Source organism: Brevibacillus composti (genome assembly GCF_016406105.1).
GTDB lineage: Bacteria > Bacillota > Bacilli > Brevibacillales > Brevibacillaceae > Brevibacillus > Brevibacillus composti.
Genome location: NZ_CP066308.1, coordinates 222947 through 242404, shown reverse-complemented (window position 1 = coordinate 242404; position 19458 = coordinate 222947). Strand labels below are relative to the sequence as shown.

Genomic DNA, 19458 nt, shown 5'->3' with positions numbered 1-19458 from the left:
CTCTCTCTTCCCGTTATATCATTTTGAGTTCCTGGAACATCTGCTGGAGCACATCCTCGTTCTGTATCTCGGCCCGAATCACGGCCCGAGACAGGAGGCGGGTCGAGTATTTTTCCTTGATGCCGGGACTCACAAGCTGATAGGACAGGGTTAATCCGTTCATCAGAGGCAGCTCGGTTTCATATTCCACCCACTCCGGATGCTCCACGACGATTCGCTCCAACTCGTCGCTGGAAAGAGGCTCTGCCCGCTCGTTCCAGCCAATCCATTCATAATCCCAGCTCTCTGCAAGCTGAGCCAACCGATGTGGCGCAAGTCCGGCAAGCAATGCTTCGCGAATGATCGTGTCCAAATTCTCTCCTGTCAGAAAGGGCCCCAGTTCAGTCAGGCGTTCGAAATCCAGGTCCTTGCCTTCTTGCAGCTGAAAGGTCAGGTAGCCGACAAGCAGACGCTGCACCTGCTCTCGCCCGACCCAGCCCATGATGTGTCTATCCTTGCCGCCATGATGCACATATCTTTGCAGCAGGGAAAAATCTTTGACCATACACTCCTGCAAAAGCTCTTTCCCGGTCCGATGCTGGTACAGGTATTCAAAATACTGTGTGTATGCTTCGCACAGGCGCCCGTCCTGCTCCCTGTCTTTGGCCCAATCCTCCCGCAAAAATCCGAGAAGCGCAGCATGCCACTCCGAGAGCGGTACCGCGTCCCTCCGCAGTCGTCTTTCCAACCTCTGGGGCGTCCATAACAGCAGCCATTCCTTTTGCTTCCCTGCCAATAACGCTTGTTGCTCGGATACACCTGCTGCATTCTCATTCCATTCCTTTGCAAAGGAAGAAATGACATCTTCCCACTGGTCGGACTGTTCCCACCAATGGCGCAGCAGGCCATACAGCTGCTCTGTGCGAGCGGGAGTATCGGCTGTCTCCAGCAGCCATTCCCTGACCGAGTAGCCGGACAACTGCGCGAGAGCCATGCTGCGGACAGACGAGGGGCTGGCATCCTGCATCAGATAGGAAAAGACCGGCTGCGCCCCTGCCACTTGCTGACAGGTCCGGATAAACAGGAGCGGGTCGGCGTGGTTCTCCAGGGGAATGCGCTCGCGGAACGCCGCCAGGGTCGTCCGGTACTGGTCAAACTTGATCAGATCTTCCCGCATTTTCTCCATCAGACCGGGGCTCCATTGCTCCAGGCAGGGCAGAATCGGTTCCACAGGATCAAGCACATGCTTGATTCGCAGGAGATTTCGCATGTGCGTCGTCAGCTCTCCGCTGTTTTTTTGGACTATCGCCAACAGCCATTGCAAGGCGTGGTCATCCCGAAGATCCTCCGGCAGCGCCAGACCGGACACCTGGTGATGGACATACTCCATGATCTTGCCCGGTTTGGCAGCCGTCCGCCGCAATTGGCGAAGCTCGTCCAGTATCGTCATGGTATGCTGCTGCCCATGGTCTGCTCCCTCCTCACGAGGCCGGAACGGCTCGGTTTTCATGCGCTTGTACCAGTCGTCTATCTTTTTGGGAGCGAGCGCCTTGGCCGCTTCCCCGTCCTCATCGTCATTCATCTCCAGCGCTGATCTGATTTGCCGTATCCGCATCCATTCCCCGGCATACTGAAGAATCCATGATTCCCACCTCCGCAGACGGTCGACAAACATCTGCAAGCGTCCCTCATGATACATGGACACTCTGCACAGGCCCTCTGCCAGCAGCTGCGAAGAATAAGACTGCGACAGCACGACGGAGGGAATGATGCGATCATACAGAAGCACGTCCCACGTTACCTGATGCTTGCTCAGCGTTTCTTCCCGGCAAGAAAGGGTTTCCCTCTCTTCGCCGGTCGGCGGGATCAGCAGCCACTCCACGAGATCCAGGGGCGACACTTTGTTTTCCTCGCATACCCGAATCAACCCTTTGCTTTCTTCCTTCAATTCAACAGTAATGCGCGAAAGCTGGTTGAGCTGCAGCGTTTTGAAGTGGTCGACCACTTTCTGTGTCATTCTTTTTGGAGTCATTTGAGATCATCCCCTCCCTTGATTCAATTGGCGCTGCACCATTTTTGCGTATTGCTGGACCACTTCCCGATTGCGGATCATCACGCTGGTCTCCGCGACAAACCCGCGTTTGCGGTCCCCCCGGAAAGAGAGCCAGTTATAGCTGCCGACCACGACGTAATCACTGTCGCAGATGAGGATCTTCTGGTGCGTATTGCCCAGCAGCACCGGAAAAAAGGTGGCATAGGGCAACTGTTTCTTCAGATAGGCGATCGCGTCTTCGGTCTGCTTCCGACGCCGCTCATCTTCATTCGTGTAGCCGTAACCGATCCACAGCTCTCCCTTTCGCTGCAAAAATGCTTCCATATCAGGCAAAAGCTCTCTCACGACCGCTTTCGCCACCCAGGGCGAGATAATGATGACCCGCTCACGCCCTAACGCAAAGGATTGCTGCATGACCGCAAAGTGGTCGGTCGTTGTCAGGGGAGTCACCTCCACTTCCCGGGGAGCAGCTGCTCCAACGGGAGAACGTCCGTCTTCCTGACGTACCTGCTGATGGTGGCCGGTGGGCAGAATGGCTTCATGGCTGTCGGTTCCACTCAATGGTTCCGGCATCTGCGGGAAAGTGAGGGACGCTGCAGATTCGTCCTCTTTAAAAAGTCCATGCGGTTGTTCCTCCATCTGCCAGATGTCCATTCCCGCCTCTGCCATCCGCAGGAGCGGCTCCTCGTATTCCGGCAGCAGTTGATCCCGATCAAATACCTGAAAGCGGTAGGTCTGGTCATCTGTCAGAAAAACCAGCAGGCGAAGTTTCCGGTAATGCGTGCTGACCGCATCCACCTCGACGATCTCGTCCAATGTCACTTGTCCGGACTCGCCTACTTTTGTCAGCCTGAATTCTTTATAGACCCGGCGAATGTCAGGCAACCGATGCGCCACATCCGCCAGTGAAGAAGGAAACGGAAGATAGGGGCGAATCACTTCATCGTCTCCAAACAGCCGTTTGCCCGGAGAAACCGTATCCACGGAAAAGTAGTGGTGCACAGCCCCGGTCGTCGCATCCAGCTTTACGGTAAAATGCTCCTCCCGCTGTTTGACAATACGATTTTCCTCCAAAACGCCGCGTCCCCGATCGGTCAGCTTATAAAGTCGGCTGGTCAAGGTGGGAACGACGACGATATACCCCAGCATCTCCAGCTCCCGAAGACCGGATTGCGCTGTCTGCTGGGGAATTCCCAGAAACATGGCCATCTGGTCGAGTTGATAAATGCCTTCATCGATCAGTCTGAGCAAAAACCAGGATATAATCTGTACTTCCCCGGGATCTTGCACACGTAAACGCAACTCGATCTGGTAGACGGGAAACCACTTTTCAAAGAAACAGATCAGACGGGCACCGGGGATGGAATCCTCTTGTCTTTTGGCCAGCTGTATCAAATCCATCCTTCCGCCTCCGTTCCGTCCAGGACATACCCCATCGGGTGAGCCGCCATTTGCTCGTATACGATTCGGATAATGCTGTCCGGGCGCAACCGCTTGGCCATCGAGGCACTGCCAACGATAAAGAGCTTTTCCCGGGCTCGGGACAAAGTGACATTCATCCTTCGCTCCTCTTGCAAAAAGCCGACTTTTTGCTCCCTGTTGTTCCGGACGAGGCTGTAAATGACGAGATCCGCTTCTCTTCCCTGAAACGCATCGACCGAGTCCACCTCTACCTCCAGATGACGCAGACTCAGACCGCTGAGAGCGTTGCGAATCCAGTTCTTCTGCACCGCGTACCCGGTGATGACCGCCACCGACTTTTTGGCCGTTGTGCCCGCCTCCTGCCGGTCCAGCTGCTGCAGGAGCGCAGAGACCATCCTCACTTCCGCCTTGTTTCCATAAGAGGTTCCCTGCCGCTCTTCGTCGGCTTCCGGTTGACCATCCGTATTGAGCCAGGTCAAGACCGGATTGCTTTGCTCTGATATCGCCATCTGGTCCTCGCCCTTTTCCCCAAGAAGCGGCGTGTCTTCGTAGAAGAGGCGGGATACCAGATCCGAAATCGCGGGGTGCATCCTGTACTGGATGGAGAGCGTCGCCCGATTTGTATCCGATACCCGTGCGAACAGCTCCTCAAACAAGCTAGTCTCCATCATTTTTCGGTCATCCTGTGCACTGGCTATTTTCTCGGCCGCTTTGTCGATGACGGGCGGAAGCTGCTTATGATCCCCTACCAAAACCACCCGTTTCCCCAGGCTGGCCGGGATCAAGGTTTCGGGCGGTGTCGCTCTCCCCGCCTCGTCAATGATCACCCAGTCAAACCGCTGTCCCCATTTGCCAAAGGGAAAAGAGCCCATGCAGGTAGCCCCTACAAGCAAAGGGGACTGGGACAAGAATAAAGGCTTGACGGACTCATTTTGCTGCAAGACGTTTTTCCAGTCATAAAAAATGCTCATGAGCCGGTTATACCGATCCGCATCGTACTCATTTTGAATAAACGTCCAAATATTTTCATTCACCTGCTGCTCGACCTGTTCGATCCACGCCATCACGCCGCTGTCCAAGCTCCAGGGGCGCACGTCTTCACTCATCTTGTCATTTCCGACCCGCACCGTGCGCGGACGTGCTGAAAAAAGCCCTGCGTGCCGGTCCATTAACTGGATCACGCGTGTAAACGCATGATCAATCGCCACATTGGACTGGGAAGCGAGCAGGATTCGCGAGGCAGGATTTTGGCGAAAAATTTGCAGAATCAATTCCGTAATCCAGGTGGTCTTCCCCGTCCCTGGAGGGCCTTGAAGTAAAAAGAGGGCGTCTGCCCCGAGCGCCGCCTGCAGAGCGCTTTCCTGATCGCGATTCAGCCGCTGGAAAAAATGCTGCTGAGCAGCCGGTTTGGTTGCCGCTTTTTGCGGGTCCAGGATCTGCTCCCTCACCTTTTGCCGAACGTTGGTGCCTGTCCGAAACTGCTGCAGCACTTGACGCTGGCGGGCGAGTTGAATCTGAGCGCTCTTGACATACGGATAGCAATCCCCGTAGGAAGGGAGCGCCTCCCTGTTTACGTCTCTCGCCAAATGGACGTACAGCTCTCGCCCGGATTGGCGGATAAACGTACCCGCCAGGTATTCGTGGCTTCCATCGGAGAGCATGATTTCTGTTCCTTCCTCCCAGCCCAACTCCGGCGGCACCTCGGTCATCAGCGTAATCACCAGCTGCGTGGCATCCTCTGTCGCCTCCCATGAAGAGTAGGCAAAGCGTTGTTCTTCCTGCAGGAGAGCAAGCTGCAATTTCAAAATCTCTTCCCAACGCTGAAACTTGTCCCATGCCTGGGATTTTTGCCGGGATTGATCGCGCCGGAACGCCGTCTCTTTCTTGACGGTTTGGAAGAGGGCCTCGCCTTCTCCCTTGGCTTCGTGAAAACGCCACTGAAGGACGCTTGGCTTTGCCATCCGTTTCCATGACTCCATCCGGATCATGCTCACTTCTTCGCAGCGATGCATCACATAATCAGCCGGGTTGGTTGTCCCGGCCAGCAGCAGTTCCCATCGATACCTCGTCCCGAGCACCTGCAGCACAGGCACTCCGAGCCGCTTGTCGTACCTCGATAGCAGGTAGACCCGGCTTGCGGTATCCTCCCGAAACGTCTCCTGCCAGGCGGCGCGGCCGGCGGCCTCGAAAAAGCTGGACCTCTCCTGATCCCATCCGACCGTCACCAGCATTCCGTCGATGCGTTCGGAAAAATATTGCGCTGCCAGCTGTTGAATTCCGCGCAGCGAATGGTCTTTGGAAAACGAAACGAGCGCATACAGCACCTGAAACAAAATCGGATCGCACTCGCTCTGGAGCTGGATGATATCCATGTCATCGGCAGGTCTCTCCCGGCCAGGAAAGAGCAGTGAAAAGAGCAAATCTGCCAAAAACAAGGCATCGTCGGCAGGCTGGCGATACGAACGTGTCGTGCCGGGGCCGTAAATTGACTCGCCCGGTTCGGAGGCAAGCAAAAACGTCTGCTCAAACCTCCACAATAAAAATGCCGGCAAAAAGAACGGCGAATGCCCTTCTCTGCCCGTGTATATGTAGACATTTTCCCTGTTTAATCCCCCGGAGTAGAGGTGCAGGTGATGAAGCTCGCTTACCGCCTGCAAAAGGTCCATCCACTTCTTGTAGGCCGTGTCAAACGCTTGGGCACGGCCACCAGAAAATGCTTCCGCCCATGACACGTACTCCCGGTTCCATTCCATCGCGACATAAAAAAAGTGAGTCCCCGCCGCGTCGTCTCTTTCTTCGCCGTACGCGTACAACGGGGCATAGCCGCAACTGTCCAGTTGCTGCATCCAGTCTATATTCATATAGAAATCATTCCAGGCTGTTTGATAATCCTGGCTTGGGTCCAAAGCAAACTGGTACACCAGCAGTCGTTTGCCGCTCTCATGGTGGAGTACCTCCGCTTCCATAAATCGCGGAATTTGTCGATGAATTCTGATGACTTTGCATGTTTGCAGCCAACCTGTCTTCTGCATGCCAGTTCTCCTATGACGATAGTCTCCCTACTATGTTTCGCTTTACATTATCACAGAAAGAAATGGAAAAGAAAATACCCTCCCGAGACGATGCTCAAGGAGGGTACGTTCCTTTCAAAACGGGTTAGGAGGGGGTTCCTACACGGACTGCGCCTTCGTCTTCACCGACGCGCACAGCACCTTCGGCTTCCCTGTTCTCTTCGTATTCAGCACGCGACTGAACTTTGATGTTGCGGTAGCGGGACATACCGGTACCGGCTGGAACCAGCTTCCCGATAATGACGTTCTCTTTCAGGCCGAGCAGGCGGTCTACCTTGCCTTTGATCGCGGCATCGGTCAGGACACGCGTCGTCTCCTGGAAGGATGCGGCCGAGAGGAAGGAGTCTGTTTCCAGGGATGCTTTTGTGATCCCCAGAAGAACAGGACGGCCCACCGCCGGGCTTTTGCCTTCCATAAAGGCTTTGGCATTGGCTTGCTCAAACTCATGCACTTCGACATAAGAGCCTGGCAGGAGATCGGTTTCGCCGCTGTCGATGACTCTCAGCTTGCGCAGCATCTGACGGATCATGACCTCGACGTGCTTGTCGTTAATTTCTACCCCTTGCATCCGGTACACTTTTTGTACTTCCTGCAGGATGTAGTTGGATACGCCGCGCTGGCCGCGGACCTTGAGCATTTCTTTCGGGTCAACAGAACCCTCGGTCAGCTCGTCACCGGCACTCAGCTTGGTTCCGACAGAGACCTTGATGCGGGAGCCGTACGGTACGGCGTACACCTTGTTCTCTGCTTCGCCGCGCACTTCGATCTCGCGGCGGTCCTTGCCTTCGCGGATGTCCACGACTTCCCCGTCGATTTCGGAGATAACGGCTTGCCCTTTCGGATTGCGCGCTTCAAACAGCTCTTGAATACGCGGCAAACCTTGGGTAATATCGTCTCCCGCAACCCCACCGGTATGGAAGGTACGCATCGTCAGCTGTGTACCCGGCTCCCCGATGGACTGAGCGGCGATGATACCGACTGCTTCGCCGATTTCCACCTCGTCGCCTGTCGCCAGGTTGCGGCCGTAGCAGCGTTTGCACACGCCATGGCTGGTGCGGCAAGCGAGTACGTTGCGGATATACACTTCGGTAATGCCGGCCTTCTCAATGACTTCGGCAATTTCTTCGGTAATTTCTTCATTGCGGCCGACGATGACTTCGCCGGTCTCCGGATGACGGAGCGTCTCGAAGCAGGTGCGGCCAATCAGGCGGTCAACCAGCTTTTCGATCTCTTCCTTACCATCCTTGATCGCCGTTACGCGGATGCCTTTATCCGTACCGCAGTCGATTTCGCGAACGATGACATCTTGGGCTACGTCTACCAGACGGCGAGTCAGATAACCCGAGTCGGCTGTACGCAGCGCCGTATCCGCCAAACCTTTCCGCGCACCGTGCGTCGAGATAAAGTACTCGAGTACGGTCAGACCTTCACGGAAGTTGGATTTAATCGGCAGCTCGATGATTCGTCCGGACGGGTTCGCCATCAGACCGCGCATACCGGCGAGCTGCGTGATCTGCGAAACGTTACCACGCGCACCGGAGTTGGCCATCATGTAGATCGCGTTGAACTTATCCATGGACTTCATCAGAACTTCCGTTACTTCATCCTTCGCTTTGGACCAGATCGAAATCACTCGGTCATAGCGCTCGTCTTCCGTAATCAGACCACGGCGATACTGCGCCATAACGGTTTGGACCTTTTGATCCGCTTCGTCGAGAATGGCTTTCTTCTCCTCCGGCACGACGATGTCGGCCACCGCGATAGTAATACCGGCTTTGGTCGAGTACATGAAGCCGAGTTCTTTGATTTTGTCCAGAATCTTCGAGGTTTCCATCGTGCCAAAACGGCGGAAGCACTCGGAGATGATCGTTCCCAGGAAGCCCTTTTTCACTGCGCCCTGGTCTGGCAGCTTGGCGATAAACTCTTTTACGTTTACGCCTTTATCGAAAATGAAGTATTCGTCTGGTACGCCTTTTTGCAGATTGCTCTTGGTCGGAACGTTGATATACGGTAGCTCCGGCGGGAAGATTTCGTTAAAAATGAGCTTCCCGGGCGTCGTTACCAGAAGCGCATTGCGCTGCTCTTCGGTAAAGCTGGTTTTATTCAGTTCCTTCGTCGGCAATGCAATCCGGGTATGCAGGCTGATATAACCGTTTTGGTACGCGGCGATCGCATCATGCGAATCGCGGTAGACGGTACCCTCGCCAATGTCGCCTTCGCGCTCCAGGGTCAGGTAGTACGAACCGAGCACCATGTCCTGGGAAGGCGTGACGACCGGCTTGCCGTCTTTCGGGTTCAAGATGTTTTGCGCCGCCAGCATCAGGATACGGGCTTCCGCCTGCGCCTCTGCGGACAGCGGCACGTGCACGGCCATCTGGTCACCGTCGAAGTCGGCGTTGTACGCCGTACATACCAGCGGATGCAGACGGATGGCGCGGCCTTCGACCAGTACCGGTTCGAACGCCTGGATCCCCAGACGGTGCAGGGTGGGGGCGCGGTTCAACAGCACCGGGTGTTCGCGGATGACGTCTTCAAGTACATCCCACACCTCAGGCTGGACGCGCTCTACCTTGCGCTTCGCGCTCTTGATGTTGTGCGCGAGACCTTTGGCCACCAGTTCTTTCATCACGAATGGCTTGAACAGCTCCAGCGCCATTTCTTTCGGCAGACCGCACTGGTACATCTTCAGGTTCGGTCCGACGACGATAACGGAACGGCCGGAGTAGTCGACGCGCTTCCCGAGCAGGTTCTGACGGAAGCGTCCCTGTTTCCCTTTGAGCATATGGCTGAGGGATTTCAGCGGACGGTTGCCCGGACCTGTAACCGGACGGCCGCGGCGACCGTTATCAATCAAGGCGTCTACTGCTTCCTGCAGCATGCGCTTCTCGTTCTGCACGATAATGTCTGGTGCGCCCAGCTCCAGAAGGCGCTTCAGACGGTTGTTCCGGTTGATCACCCGGCGGTACAGGTCGTTCAGGTCGGAGGTGGCAAAGCGGCCCCCGTCCAGCTGTACCATCGGACGCAGTTCCGGCGGAATCACCGGCAACACGTCCAGCACCATCCAGTCCGGACGGTTGCCGGAGTTGCGGAATGCCTCCAGCACTTCCAGGCGCTTGATCGCACGGTTGCGGCGTTGGCCTTGTGCTGTTTTCAGGTCTTCCTTCAGCGTTTCCACTTCTTTTTCCAGATCGATTTCCTGCAGCAGGCGCTTGATCGCCTCTGCCCCCATCATCGCTTGGAAAGAGTGGCCGTATTTTTCACGGTAGTTGCGGTACTCTTTTTCCGACAGCAACTGCTTTTTATCCAGCGGCGTATCGCCCGGATCGGTTACCACGTAGGATGCAAAGTAGATGACTTCCTCCAAGGAGCGCGGAGACATGTCCAGCACCAGACCCATGCGGCTCGGGATGCCTTTGAAGTACCAGATGTGAGAGACCGGGGCAGCCAGCTCGATATGCCCCATCCGCTCACGGCGTACTTTGGCGCGGGTGACTTCCACGCCGCATCGGTCACACACAACGCCTTTGTAGCGAACGCGCTTGTATTTTCCGCAATGGCACTCCCAGTCCTTGGTCGGACCGAAGATGCGTTCGCAGAACAAACCGTCCTTTTCCGGCTTCAATGTGCGGTAGTTGATCGTTTCCGGCTTTTTCACTTCCCCGAAAGACCAAGAGCGAATCTTGTCCGGGGAAGCCAGGCCGATCTTCATATATTCGAAGTTGTTCACGTCTATCACAGGGCGTTACCTCCCTTTGTACCGGAATCTTACTCTTCGTCCAAGCTTCCGCCTTCAAGTACGAGGTTCAGCTTTTCGCTGTTGCCTTCGTCCTCTTCTTCCATTTCGCGCATTTCAATTTCCTGCTCGTCTTCGGACAGGATTTTCACGTCCATACCCAAGCTTTGCAGTTCCTTGATGAGAACCTTGAAGGACTCAGGAACACCTGGCTCCGGCACGTTTTCCCCTTTGACGATCGCTTCGTAGGTCTTCACGCGACCGACGACGTCGTCCGACTTGACAGTAAGAATCTCTTGCAGGGTGTAGGCGGCACCGTATGCTTCCAGCGCCCATACCTCCATCTCCCCGAAACGCTGTCCGCCGAACTGCGCTTTACCGCCCAGCGGCTGCTGCGTAACGAGCGAGTATGGACCCGTGGAACGGGCGTGAATCTTGTCGTCTACCAAGTGAGCCAGCTTCAGCATGTACACGCAGCCCACCGTTACACGGCGGTCAAACGGTTCACCTGTGCGGCCATCGTACAGAATCGTTTTTCCATCGCGGTCGAGACCGGCTTCTTCCAGCGTCTCGAATACATCCTCCTGGCGTGCACCGTCGAATACAGGCGTCGCTACGTGGATGCCCAGCATTTTGGCCGCCATGCCGAGGTGCGTCTCCAGTACCTGACCGATATTCATCCGGGACGGAACGCCCAGCGGGTTGAGCACGATCTCTACAGGAGAGCCATCCGGCAGGAACGGCATGTCTTCCTCTGGCATGATCCGCGCGATAACCCCTTTGTTACCGTGGCGGCCGGCCATCTTGTCACCCACGGAGATTTTCCGTTTTTGGGCGATGTAGACACGTACCAGCTGGTTGACGCCCGGAGGCAGCTCATCGCCGTTCTCGCGGGTAAATACTTTGACGTCCACGACAATACCGGAACCGCCGTGCGGCACGCGGAGAGAGGTGTCGCGAACCTCGCGCGCTTTTTCACCAAAGATGGCATGGAGCAGGCGCTCTTCCGCCGTCAGCTCGGTAACCCCTTTTGGCGTTACTTTGCCCACGAGGATATCGCCGTCTTGAATCTCGGCACCGACGCGCACGATTCCGCGCTCGTCCAGATTCTTCAGTGCATCCTCGCCGACGTTCGGAATGTCGCGCGTGATCTCTTCCGGTCCCAGCTTGGTGTCGCGGGCTTCGGATTCGTATTCTTCGATATGAATCGAGGTATACACGTCGTCCTTCACCAGTTTTTCACTGAGCAGGATGGCGTCCTCGTAGTTGTAGCCTTCCCAGGTCATAAACGCAACGATGACGTTGCGGCCCAGCGCCAGTTCGCCCTTTTCCGTGGACGGACCGTCACCGATGATGTCACCCTTCTCTACCCAGTCGCCTTTTTGAACGATCGGACGCTGGTTGACGCAGGTGCCCTGGTTGGAACGGATAAATTTGTGCAGCTTATACTTGTCGATATCGCCGGCCACTTTCTTGCCGTCGATCTCTTTGTAGCGGCGCACCCAGATTTCGCGTGCAGTCACACGCTCTACCTGGCCCGGATGCTTGGCTACAATCGCCACGCCGGAATCCTGTGCAGCCTTATGCTCCATGCCCGTACCCACAAACGGAGCTTGCGGAATCAGGAGCGGAACGGCCTGCCGCTGCATGTTGGAACCCATCAGTGCGCGGTTGGCGTCGTCGTTCTCAAGGAACGGAATAAGTGCGGTTGCCACGGAGACAACTTGTTTCGGAGATACGTCCATATAATCGACCTTGTCGCGAGGAACGCTCAGGATGTCGCCCTTGCGTCGGCAAATAACCATGTCATTCAAGAAACGGCCATTCTCATCCAAAGGCTGATTTGCCTGAGCGACGTTAAATACGTCTTCCTCATCCGCAGTCAGATAGACGATCTCATTCAGCACATAGCCTGTCTCCGGATCTACTTTCCGTCTGGGTGTTTCGATAAAGCCATAATCGTTGATTCTCGCAAAAGAAGAGAGCGAGTTGATCAGACCGATGTTCGGACCCTCCGGCGTCTCAATCGGACACATCCGGCCATAGTGGGAGTGGTGAACGTCGCGCACTTCAAAGCCCGCGCGCTCACGAGTCAGACCGCCGGGACCCAGCGCGGAGAGACGGCGCTTATGCGTCAGCTCAGCCAGCGGGTTGGTCTGGTCCATGAACTGGGAGAGCTGGGAGCTTCCAAAGAACTCCTTGATCGCTGCGATGACCGGACGGATGTTGATCAGCGCTTGCGGCGTGATCTGGTTCTGGTCCTGAATGGACATGCGCTCGCGAACCACGCGCTCCATACGGGAGAGACCGATGCGGAACTGGTTCTGCAAGAGCTCCCCTACCGAACGCAGACGGCGGTTGCCCAGATGATCGATATCATCCGTAGAACCTACGCCGTGCAGGAGGTTCATAAAGTAGTTGATCGCTGCCACGATATCGGCAGGCGTGATATGTTTCACGGATTTATCCACATTTCCGTTTCCGATGATCTTGATCACTTTGCCGTCATCAAGCGGAGAGAAAATGTTGATGGATTGCAAGCGAATCGAATCTTCTTCGAGAACGCCGCCATGCGTGCGGACGTCTACGAAGCCCACGCGGTCTTCCAGCAGGGGAAGAATGCGGTCCAGCATGCGGCGATCGATCATTTGGCCTGCTTCTGCAATGATTTCACCTGTGCTCGGATCTACCAGCGTCTCAGCCAGACGCTGATTGTAGAGGCGGTTTTTCAGGTGAAGCTTCTTGTTCATTTTATAACGCCCTACGGAAGCCAGATCGTACCGCTTCGGATCGAAGAAACGGGAAATCAAGAGGCTTTTCGCGTTCTCTACCGTCGGCGGCTCACCCGGACGCAGGCGCTCATAGATCTCGATCAGCGCCTTTTCCGTAGAGTCGGTATTGTCTTTTTCCAGCGTATTCTTGATATACTCATCCTCGCCCAGGAGGTTGAGAATCTCGATGTCAGAACCAAAGCCGAGCGCACGAAGCAGCACCGTTACCGGGATTTTCCGGGTACGGTCGATGCGGACGTAGATGACATCCTTCGCATCTGTCTCCAGCTCCAGCCACGCGCCGCGGTTTGGAATCACGGTAGCAGTAAACGCCTGCTTCCCGTTTTTGTCCACCTTGGTGTTGTAATAGACACTGGGGGAACGAACAAGCTGGCTGACAATGACACGCTCAGCCCCATTAATAATGAAGGTTCCCGTTTCAGTCATGAGCGGGAAATCCCCCATGAAGACTTCTTGTTCCTTCACTTCGCCCGTCTCTTTGTTCAGCAAACGGACTTTCACGCGCAGTGGCGCTGCATAGGTGACGTCACGTTCTTTCGACTCGTCCACGTCATACTTGGGCTCGCCCAAGCTGTAATCGATAAACTCCAGCACAAGATTGCCCGTGAAGTCCTGAATCGGCGAAATGTCTTGGAACATTTCACGCAATCCTTCATCCAGGAACCACTGGTACGACTTTTGCTGAATCTCGATCAGATTTGGAAGGCCCAGCACTTCGTTAATACGCGAATACGTACGACGCTGGCGGTGTCGGCCACTTTGAACTACTTTACCTGCCAACTTATTCACCCCTCAGGTTGTGTTTTCACACATAAAAAACTGGGCATTCGGCCTGCCTTGACGGCAACGAATACCTTGGTGCGCAAAAATAAAAATGGGTTAAAGCAGTATCACCATTTTTAACCCAGAGGAAATCTATTTTATAAGAATTCCCATGTTTTTACACCATCATTCCTCCTTTGTATAAAAAAGAAGAAAATGAGTTCTGGCACTGGGAACTGCGTAAAAATAGACATTAATCCCATATTGACATTTTATAATACTATCACACGGAAATATGCAAGTCAAGTGATTCTTTTTGCGGAGGTCGACAATGGTCAGGGGCCGTTTAGGACTTTCGGGCCCTGTAGATATGATAGCCCTTCTTTTTCTCCATCTCTTCCACTTCCCCGTAGACCTCTTGCAGCTTCCGCAAGGCCGATGGCGCTCCCTGCTTTTTCTGGATCACTACCCACATCTCGCCGCCTGACCGCAGCAGGTCATAGCCTTCGGTGAAAATGCGATGGACGATTTCCTTCCCGGCCCGTATCGGCGGATTGGTCAAGATCACATCAAACGTCCGGCCCTGTACCGCGCTGTACACATCGCTCACGAGTATCTCCACATTGGAAATGCCGTTGAGCCGTGCATTGCGCCGCGCCAGCTCCACCGCGCGCTCGTTGACATCGATCATCGTCACATGCCCTGCCTGGGCCAGCCTGGCGGCGCTCAGTCCCATCGGACCGTACCCGCATCCCACATCCAAGACATGAGCGGACGGGTCAATCGCCATCGTTTCGATTAACAATTGACTGCCAAAATCCACCCGATCCCGCGAAAACACGCCGGCATCGGTGATAAAGCGAAGCTGATGCCCCCGCAATGTAAAGGTAAACTCCTGCTCGTCATGTTCCGCGCCGGGGCGGCTCGTGTAGTAGTGATCTGCCACGTATGGCCCACCTTTCCTCATCCTAGACTTGCCTTTCTCGTACAGAAAATCCCCCTGCCGCAGGCAAGGGGATCTATTCCGCTTTTCGATCGCTAGCTTACTTTACTTCTACAGTAGCGCCAGCTTCTTCGAGTTTTGCTTTGAGAGCTTCTGCCTCGTCTTTGGAAACGCCCTCTTTCAGAGCTTTTGGAGCGTTGTCTACCAGGTCTTTTGCTTCTTTCAGACCCAGACCAGTCAGTTCGCGAACTACTTTGATTACGTTGATTTTGGAAGCGCCGCCGCTTACCAGAGTTACGGTGAATTCAGTTTGCTCAGCAGCTGCTTCAGCAGCGCCGCCAGCAACTACAGCTACAGGAGCAGCAGCAGTTACACCGAATTCTTCTTCAATTGCTTTTACCAGGTCGTTCAGTTCGAGAACGGACATACCTTTGATCGCTTCCAAGATTTGCTCTTTGCTCATCTTATTGTCCTCCCATTCATGGAAAAGTGTTTGTGATCCGTAGATCAGATAACGCATAGGGCAATCAAGCCCATTTCAGGCAACTTACGCGCCTTGTTCTTCTTTTTGCTCGGCAACTGCTTTGACTGCCAGCGCGAAGTTGCGCATAGGAGCTTGCAGTACGCTGAGAAGCATGGACAGGAGACCTTCGCGGGAAGGCAGTGCTGCCAGCGCTTTGATGTCATCAGCGCTCACTACTTTTCCTTCGATAACGCCGCCCTTGATTTCCAGCTTGTCGTTTTTCTTCGCGAATTCAGCGATGATTTTCGCCGGAGCGATTACATCATTTTCGGAGAACGCGATTGCATTCGGGCCAGTGAGGTACTGATCCAGCTCAGTCAGGTTCTCTTTCGCTGTTGCGAGTCGAGTCAAAGTGTTTTTCAGAACGACGAACTCGACGCCAGCTTCGCGGAGTTGTTTACGCAGCTCAGTTACTTGCGCTACGTTCAGACCGCGATAGTCAGCAATCACAGTCGTTTGACTGGAACGCAATTTCGAAGCGATCTCATTCACCGCTTGTACTTTCTCTTCACGAATAACGGTTGGACGAATTTCTGCCAATGGTTACACCTCCCGTGCTCTTTCCTGAAAAAAGAGAAATGCCCTCGTAGATTGCATACGAGGGCATAATGTGTATCGTCAAAGGAGTTTGAAAGCCAAATCCTCTATCCGCTTCATTACACGCCTCGGAGGGATATTAAGCAGGGCTTGTGACCGCTGCACCTTCTGTCTACGGCATGGCATATTCTTTTCATCAACAGCCACTATCTTATCAACTTCCGCCCGGGAAGTCAACTATCATTATTTTACAGCTACGCGCACACCAGGACCCATCGTGGAGCTGATGGATACGTTTCTCATGTAAACGCCTTTCGCTGCAGCTGGTTTCGCACGGTTGAGCGCTTCTGTCAACGCAGCCAGGTTTTCAGCCAGCTTCTCGGCATCGAAAGACACCTTGCCGATTGGCGCGTGGATGTTGCCCGCTTTGTCAACGCGGTACTCAATTTTACCAGCTTTGATTTCGTTAACCGCTTTGGTTACATCAAATGTAACGGTACCGGTTTTCGGGTTTGGCATGAGGCCTTTCGGACCGAGTACGCGACCCAGTTTCCCTACTTCACCCATCATGTCAGGGGTAGCTACGACTACGTCAAAGTCGAACCAGCCGCCTTGAATTTTTGCGATCATGTCTGCATCGCCTACATAATCAGCACCAGCTGCTTCCGCTTCTTTCGCTTTCTCGCCTTTTGCGAAAACGAGAACGCGCTGTACTTTACCAGTACCGTGCGGCAGAACAACTGCACCGCGGATTTGTTGGTCAGCACGCTTCGGGTCTACGCCCAGACGGAATGCTGCTTCCACGGATTCATCAAACTTTGCAGAAGCCGTTTTCTTTACCAGCTCGATTCCTTCTGCAACTTCGTATACTTTGTTTTTATCAATCAGCTTGAGCGCTTCTTGATACTTTTTTCCACGTTTTGCCATGATTGTAAATCTCCCTTCAATGTGGTCGTAGCGGTTTGATCCTCCCACAAACAAGGGGCACAACTGGTGTACCCCTCCCTGCAACAAAGACGATTAGTCTTCAATCACGATACCCATGGAGCGAGCGGTCCCTTCGATCATGAGCATAGCCGCTTCCACGGATGCTGCATTCAGGTCAGGACGCTTCAGTTCAGCGATTTCGCGAACTTTGTCACGCTTCAGGGTAGCCACTTTGTTCTTGTTCGGCACGCCGGAACCAGACTCAATGCCAGCCGCTTTCTTCAAGAGAACAGCAGCCGGTGGCGTTTTCGTGATGAACGTAAAGGAACGGTCTTCAAAAACAGTAATTTCTACTGGAATGATCATTCCTGCTTCGCTCTCTGTGCGAGCGTTGAATTCTTTACAGAATCCCATGATGTTAACACCAGCTTGACCGAGTGCCGGACCTACTGGAGGTGCAGGATTCGCTTTACCTGCCGGGATTTGCAATTTGATTACGCGGATAACCTTCTTAGCCACGTAAGACACCTCCTTACTTCACATGTGGTTATTACGGGGGAATGCCCCCTCCCACCCAATTGCCGAAAGCCTATGTAAGTAGACTTTCCATCTATAGTGAGAGTGCAAAAAACCCCTTATCATTGGGGATATCAGAAACAACAAGAAATTTACCACATCGCATGGTAGTTTTCAAGATGAATCCTAATCCAATTTTTGAATCTGCGTAAAATCGAGCTCAACCGGTGTTTCGCGGCCGAAGATATCTACCAGCACGCGCACCTTTTGCCGGTCGGGATGAATCTCGATTATTTCTCCGGTACGGCTGGAGAATGGACCATCGGTCACACGCACCATGTCGCGGAGATCAAAGTCAACTTTGATTTTGGGAATCTCAATCCCCATTTGACGGAGGATTGTATCGGCCTCTTCAGGACGCAGCGCTGTCGGTTTGGAACCGGCGCCTGTGGAACCAACAAAGCCGGTAACCCCAGGGGTGTTGCGCACGACGTACCAAGAGTCGTCCGTCATCACCATTTCAACAAGGACATATCCAGGAAACACCTTTTTCGTCACGGTGCGCTTTTTACCGTCCTTCGTCTCCACCTCTTCTTCCGTGGGTACGAGAACGCGGAAGATCTTGTCTTCCATGCCCATCGACTCAACGCGCTTCTCCAGATTGGTCTTTACCTTGTTTTCATAACCCGAGTACGTATGAACCACATACCATGCTTTTTCCATATCCACAAGGACGTTATCCGTCCGTCCCTCCTAGGCTTGCAAAATTACGTTCCTAAAATCAAATCAATGACGCGAGAAATCCCCAGATCGATAACAAAGAAGAACAGCGCCAACAGCGTAACCGTAATGAGAACGACGACCGTGTAGGTGGTCAACTCTTTTCGGTTCGGCCAGCGAACCTTCTTCAGTTCTGATCTCACATCACCGAAAAATTCACCGGTACGGCGAAAGCTAGCTCCCATTTTGGCTAGGAAACCCATAGTGCCACCCCCAGACTTCGTCGCTTTCCATCATTACTTCGTTTCGCGATGAAGGGTTTGCTTCTTGTCACGGGAGCAATACTTTTTCAGCTCGACACGCTCAGTAGTCGTGCGCTTGTTTTTTGTGGAGATATAGTTACGCTCGCCACACTCGGTGCACGCCAACGTGATGTTTACTCGCATTTATTGCCACCTCCATCTCATTTCAAACCTGCATATTCACAAAGAACAGGAAATAGAAAACTTGGCTGCGCCAAGCTCTTTGGCGGAGCCTTTAGTTGCACGTATGCCGACAGGGAAACCTATCGGCGAAAAATAGTACGGGAAAACCGCTACTTTTTCCTGACCATTTTAGCAAGCAACCATAGACGTAAGAGAGATGAGGCCATGGTTACCTAAACAAATTTATCACACCCGTCAATCCATGTCAACAAAACGTCTTGACAAAGCCGAAGCATTTGGTTCCTGAAAAATTTGGCTTTGCCGGGCTATTTGGCGGCGCCTTCGTTGCAAGAACAGGACGAGCGGCCAAAACAAAAGAGAGATCCTCTCTTTTTATAGATGAATCTCTCTGCCTTCGAGATATTTTTCTAGTTTTCGCTTCACCCGCTGCAGGGCATTGTCAATCGATTTGACATGCCGCTTCAACTCTACCGCGATCTGCTGATAGGAACGGCCGTCGAGATAGAGCATCAGCACTTGGCGTTCCAAATCGCTCAAGATCTCGCTCATCTTCCCTTCGATGTCGTCAAACTCTTCGCGATTGATGAACAACTCCTCCGGGTCGGTCACCTTGGTGCCGCAAATCACGTCCAGCAGGGTGCGGTCCGAGTCCTCATCGTAGATGGGCTTGTCCAAGGAGACATAGGAGTTCAGCGGAATATGCTTTTGCCGGGTCGCTGTCTTAATGGCTGTAATAATCTGACGAGTAATGCAAAGCTCGGCGAAGGCCTTGAACGAGGTGAGCTTGTCCCCCCTGAAGTCGCGAATCGACTTGTACAGTCCGATCATCCCTTCTTGGACGATGTCTTCGCGGTCAGCCCCTATGAGGAAATACGACCGAGCTTTGGCCCGCACAAAATTCTTGTACTTGTTGATCAAGTATTCCAAGGCTTCGGCATCATTGTCGCGAACGAGATCTACTACCTCTTCATCGGACATTAGCTCATATTGGGCATGATTTAACTCCTTGAGGTCAACACTCACAATGATCCCTC

At 53.8% G+C, this 19458-nt stretch carries 14 protein-coding genes and 1 other annotated feature; all 14 genes read right to left on the bottom strand.

Going from position 1 to position 19458, the window contains the following annotated elements; genetic code table 11:
• Positions 1-13: 13 nt before the first annotated feature.
• Positions 14-2011, bottom strand: coding sequence for a hypothetical protein (locus JD108_RS01310; RefSeq protein WP_198828242.1), 1998 nt, complete (start codon positions 2009-2011; stop codon positions 14-16).
• A 6-nt stretch (positions 2012-2017) separates the two neighbouring features.
• Complete coding sequence (locus JD108_RS01305) at positions 2018-3433, bottom strand: phospholipase D-like domain-containing protein (RefSeq protein WP_198828241.1); 1416 nt, start codon at positions 3431-3433, stop codon at positions 2018-2020.
• Complete coding sequence (locus tag JD108_RS01300; protein ID WP_198828240.1) at positions 3424-6486, bottom strand: AAA domain-containing protein; 3063 nt, start codon at positions 6484-6486, stop codon at positions 3424-3426. Before JD108_RS01300 ends, JD108_RS01305 begins: the two co-directional genes overlap by 10 nt.
• A 124-nt stretch (positions 6487-6610) precedes the next feature.
• Complete coding sequence (gene rpoC / locus JD108_RS01295; RefSeq protein WP_198828239.1) at positions 6611-10261, bottom strand: DNA-directed RNA polymerase subunit beta'; 3651 nt, start codon at positions 10259-10261, stop codon at positions 6611-6613.
• Between the two features lie 29 nt (positions 10262-10290).
• Complete coding sequence (gene rpoB, locus JD108_RS01290) at positions 10291-13830, bottom strand: DNA-directed RNA polymerase subunit beta (RefSeq protein ID WP_198828238.1); 3540 nt, start codon at positions 13828-13830, stop codon at positions 10291-10293.
• A 328-nt stretch (positions 13831-14158) separates the two neighbouring features.
• A complete protein-coding gene (locus JD108_RS01285) occupies positions 14159-14758 on the bottom strand; it encodes a class I SAM-dependent methyltransferase (RefSeq protein ID WP_198828237.1) in 600 nt (199 codons plus the stop codon).
• 97 nt (positions 14759-14855) lie between these two features.
• Positions 14856-15218, bottom strand: a complete 363-nt coding sequence (gene rplL, locus JD108_RS01280; protein ID WP_198828236.1) for a 50S ribosomal protein L7/L12 — start codon at positions 15216-15218, stop codon at positions 14856-14858.
• Positions 15219-15302: 84 nt separating this feature from the next.
• On the bottom strand, positions 15303-15818 hold the full coding sequence (gene rplJ, locus JD108_RS01275; protein WP_198828235.1) for a 50S ribosomal protein L10: 516 nt from the start codon (positions 15816-15818) through the stop codon (positions 15303-15305).
• Positions 15819-15842: 24 nt separating this feature from the next.
• Positions 15843-16011, bottom strand: a sequence feature (ribosomal protein L10 leader region).
• A 47-nt stretch (positions 16012-16058) separates the two neighbouring features.
• Positions 16059-16742, bottom strand: coding sequence for a 50S ribosomal protein L1 (gene rplA / locus JD108_RS01270; RefSeq protein WP_198828234.1), 684 nt, complete (start codon positions 16740-16742; stop codon positions 16059-16061).
• Between the two features lie 93 nt (positions 16743-16835).
• Positions 16836-17261, bottom strand: coding sequence for a 50S ribosomal protein L11 (gene rplK, locus JD108_RS01265; protein ID WP_198828233.1), 426 nt, complete (start codon positions 17259-17261; stop codon positions 16836-16838).
• Between the two features lie 183 nt (positions 17262-17444).
• On the bottom strand, positions 17445-17981 hold the full coding sequence (gene nusG / locus JD108_RS01260; RefSeq protein WP_198829944.1) for a transcription termination/antitermination protein NusG: 537 nt from the start codon (positions 17979-17981) through the stop codon (positions 17445-17447).
• A 44-nt stretch (positions 17982-18025) separates the two neighbouring features.
• Positions 18026-18241: a preprotein translocase subunit SecE gene (secE, locus tag JD108_RS01255; protein ID WP_198828232.1), complete on the bottom strand. Its 216-nt coding sequence runs from the start codon at positions 18239-18241 to the stop codon at positions 18026-18028.
• A 33-nt stretch (positions 18242-18274) separates the two neighbouring features.
• Entirely contained in the window at positions 18275-18424 is a 150-nt protein-coding gene (gene rpmG / locus JD108_RS01250; protein ID WP_003392018.1) for a 50S ribosomal protein L33, read from the bottom strand.
• 372 nt (positions 18425-18796) lie between these two features.
• Complete coding sequence (sigH, locus tag JD108_RS01245; RefSeq protein ID WP_198828231.1) at positions 18797-19447, bottom strand: RNA polymerase sporulation sigma factor SigH; 651 nt, start codon at positions 19445-19447, stop codon at positions 18797-18799.
• Positions 19448-19458 lie beyond the last annotated feature (11 nt).

Coding starts and splice junctions, on each gene's coding strand:
- rpmG (WP_003392018.1), bottom strand. CDS start 18,424: ATGCGAGTAAACATCACGTTGGCGTGCACCGAGTGTGGCGAGCGTAAC.
- JD108_RS01310 (WP_198828242.1), bottom strand. CDS start 2,011: ATGACTCCAAAAAGAATGACACAGAAAGTGGTCGACCACTTCAAAACG.
- JD108_RS01300 (WP_198828240.1), bottom strand. CDS start 6,486: ATGCAGAAGACAGGTTGGCTGCAAACATGCAAAGTCATCAGAATTCAT.
- secE (WP_198828232.1), bottom strand. CDS start 18,241: ATGGGTTTCCTAGCCAAAATGGGAGCTAGCTTTCGCCGTACCGGTGAA.
- rplA (WP_198828234.1), bottom strand. CDS start 16,742: ATGGCAAAACGTGGAAAAAAGTATCAAGAAGCGCTCAAGCTGATTGAT.
- rplL (WP_198828236.1), bottom strand. CDS start 15,218: ATGAGCAAAGAGCAAATCTTGGAAGCGATCAAAGGTATGTCCGTTCTC.
- nusG (WP_198829944.1), bottom strand. CDS start 17,981: ATGGAAAAAGCATGGTATGTGGTTCATACGTACTCGGGTTATGAAAAC.
- JD108_RS01305 (WP_198828241.1), bottom strand. CDS start 3,433: ATGGATTTGATACAGCTGGCCAAAAGACAAGAGGATTCCATCCCCGGT.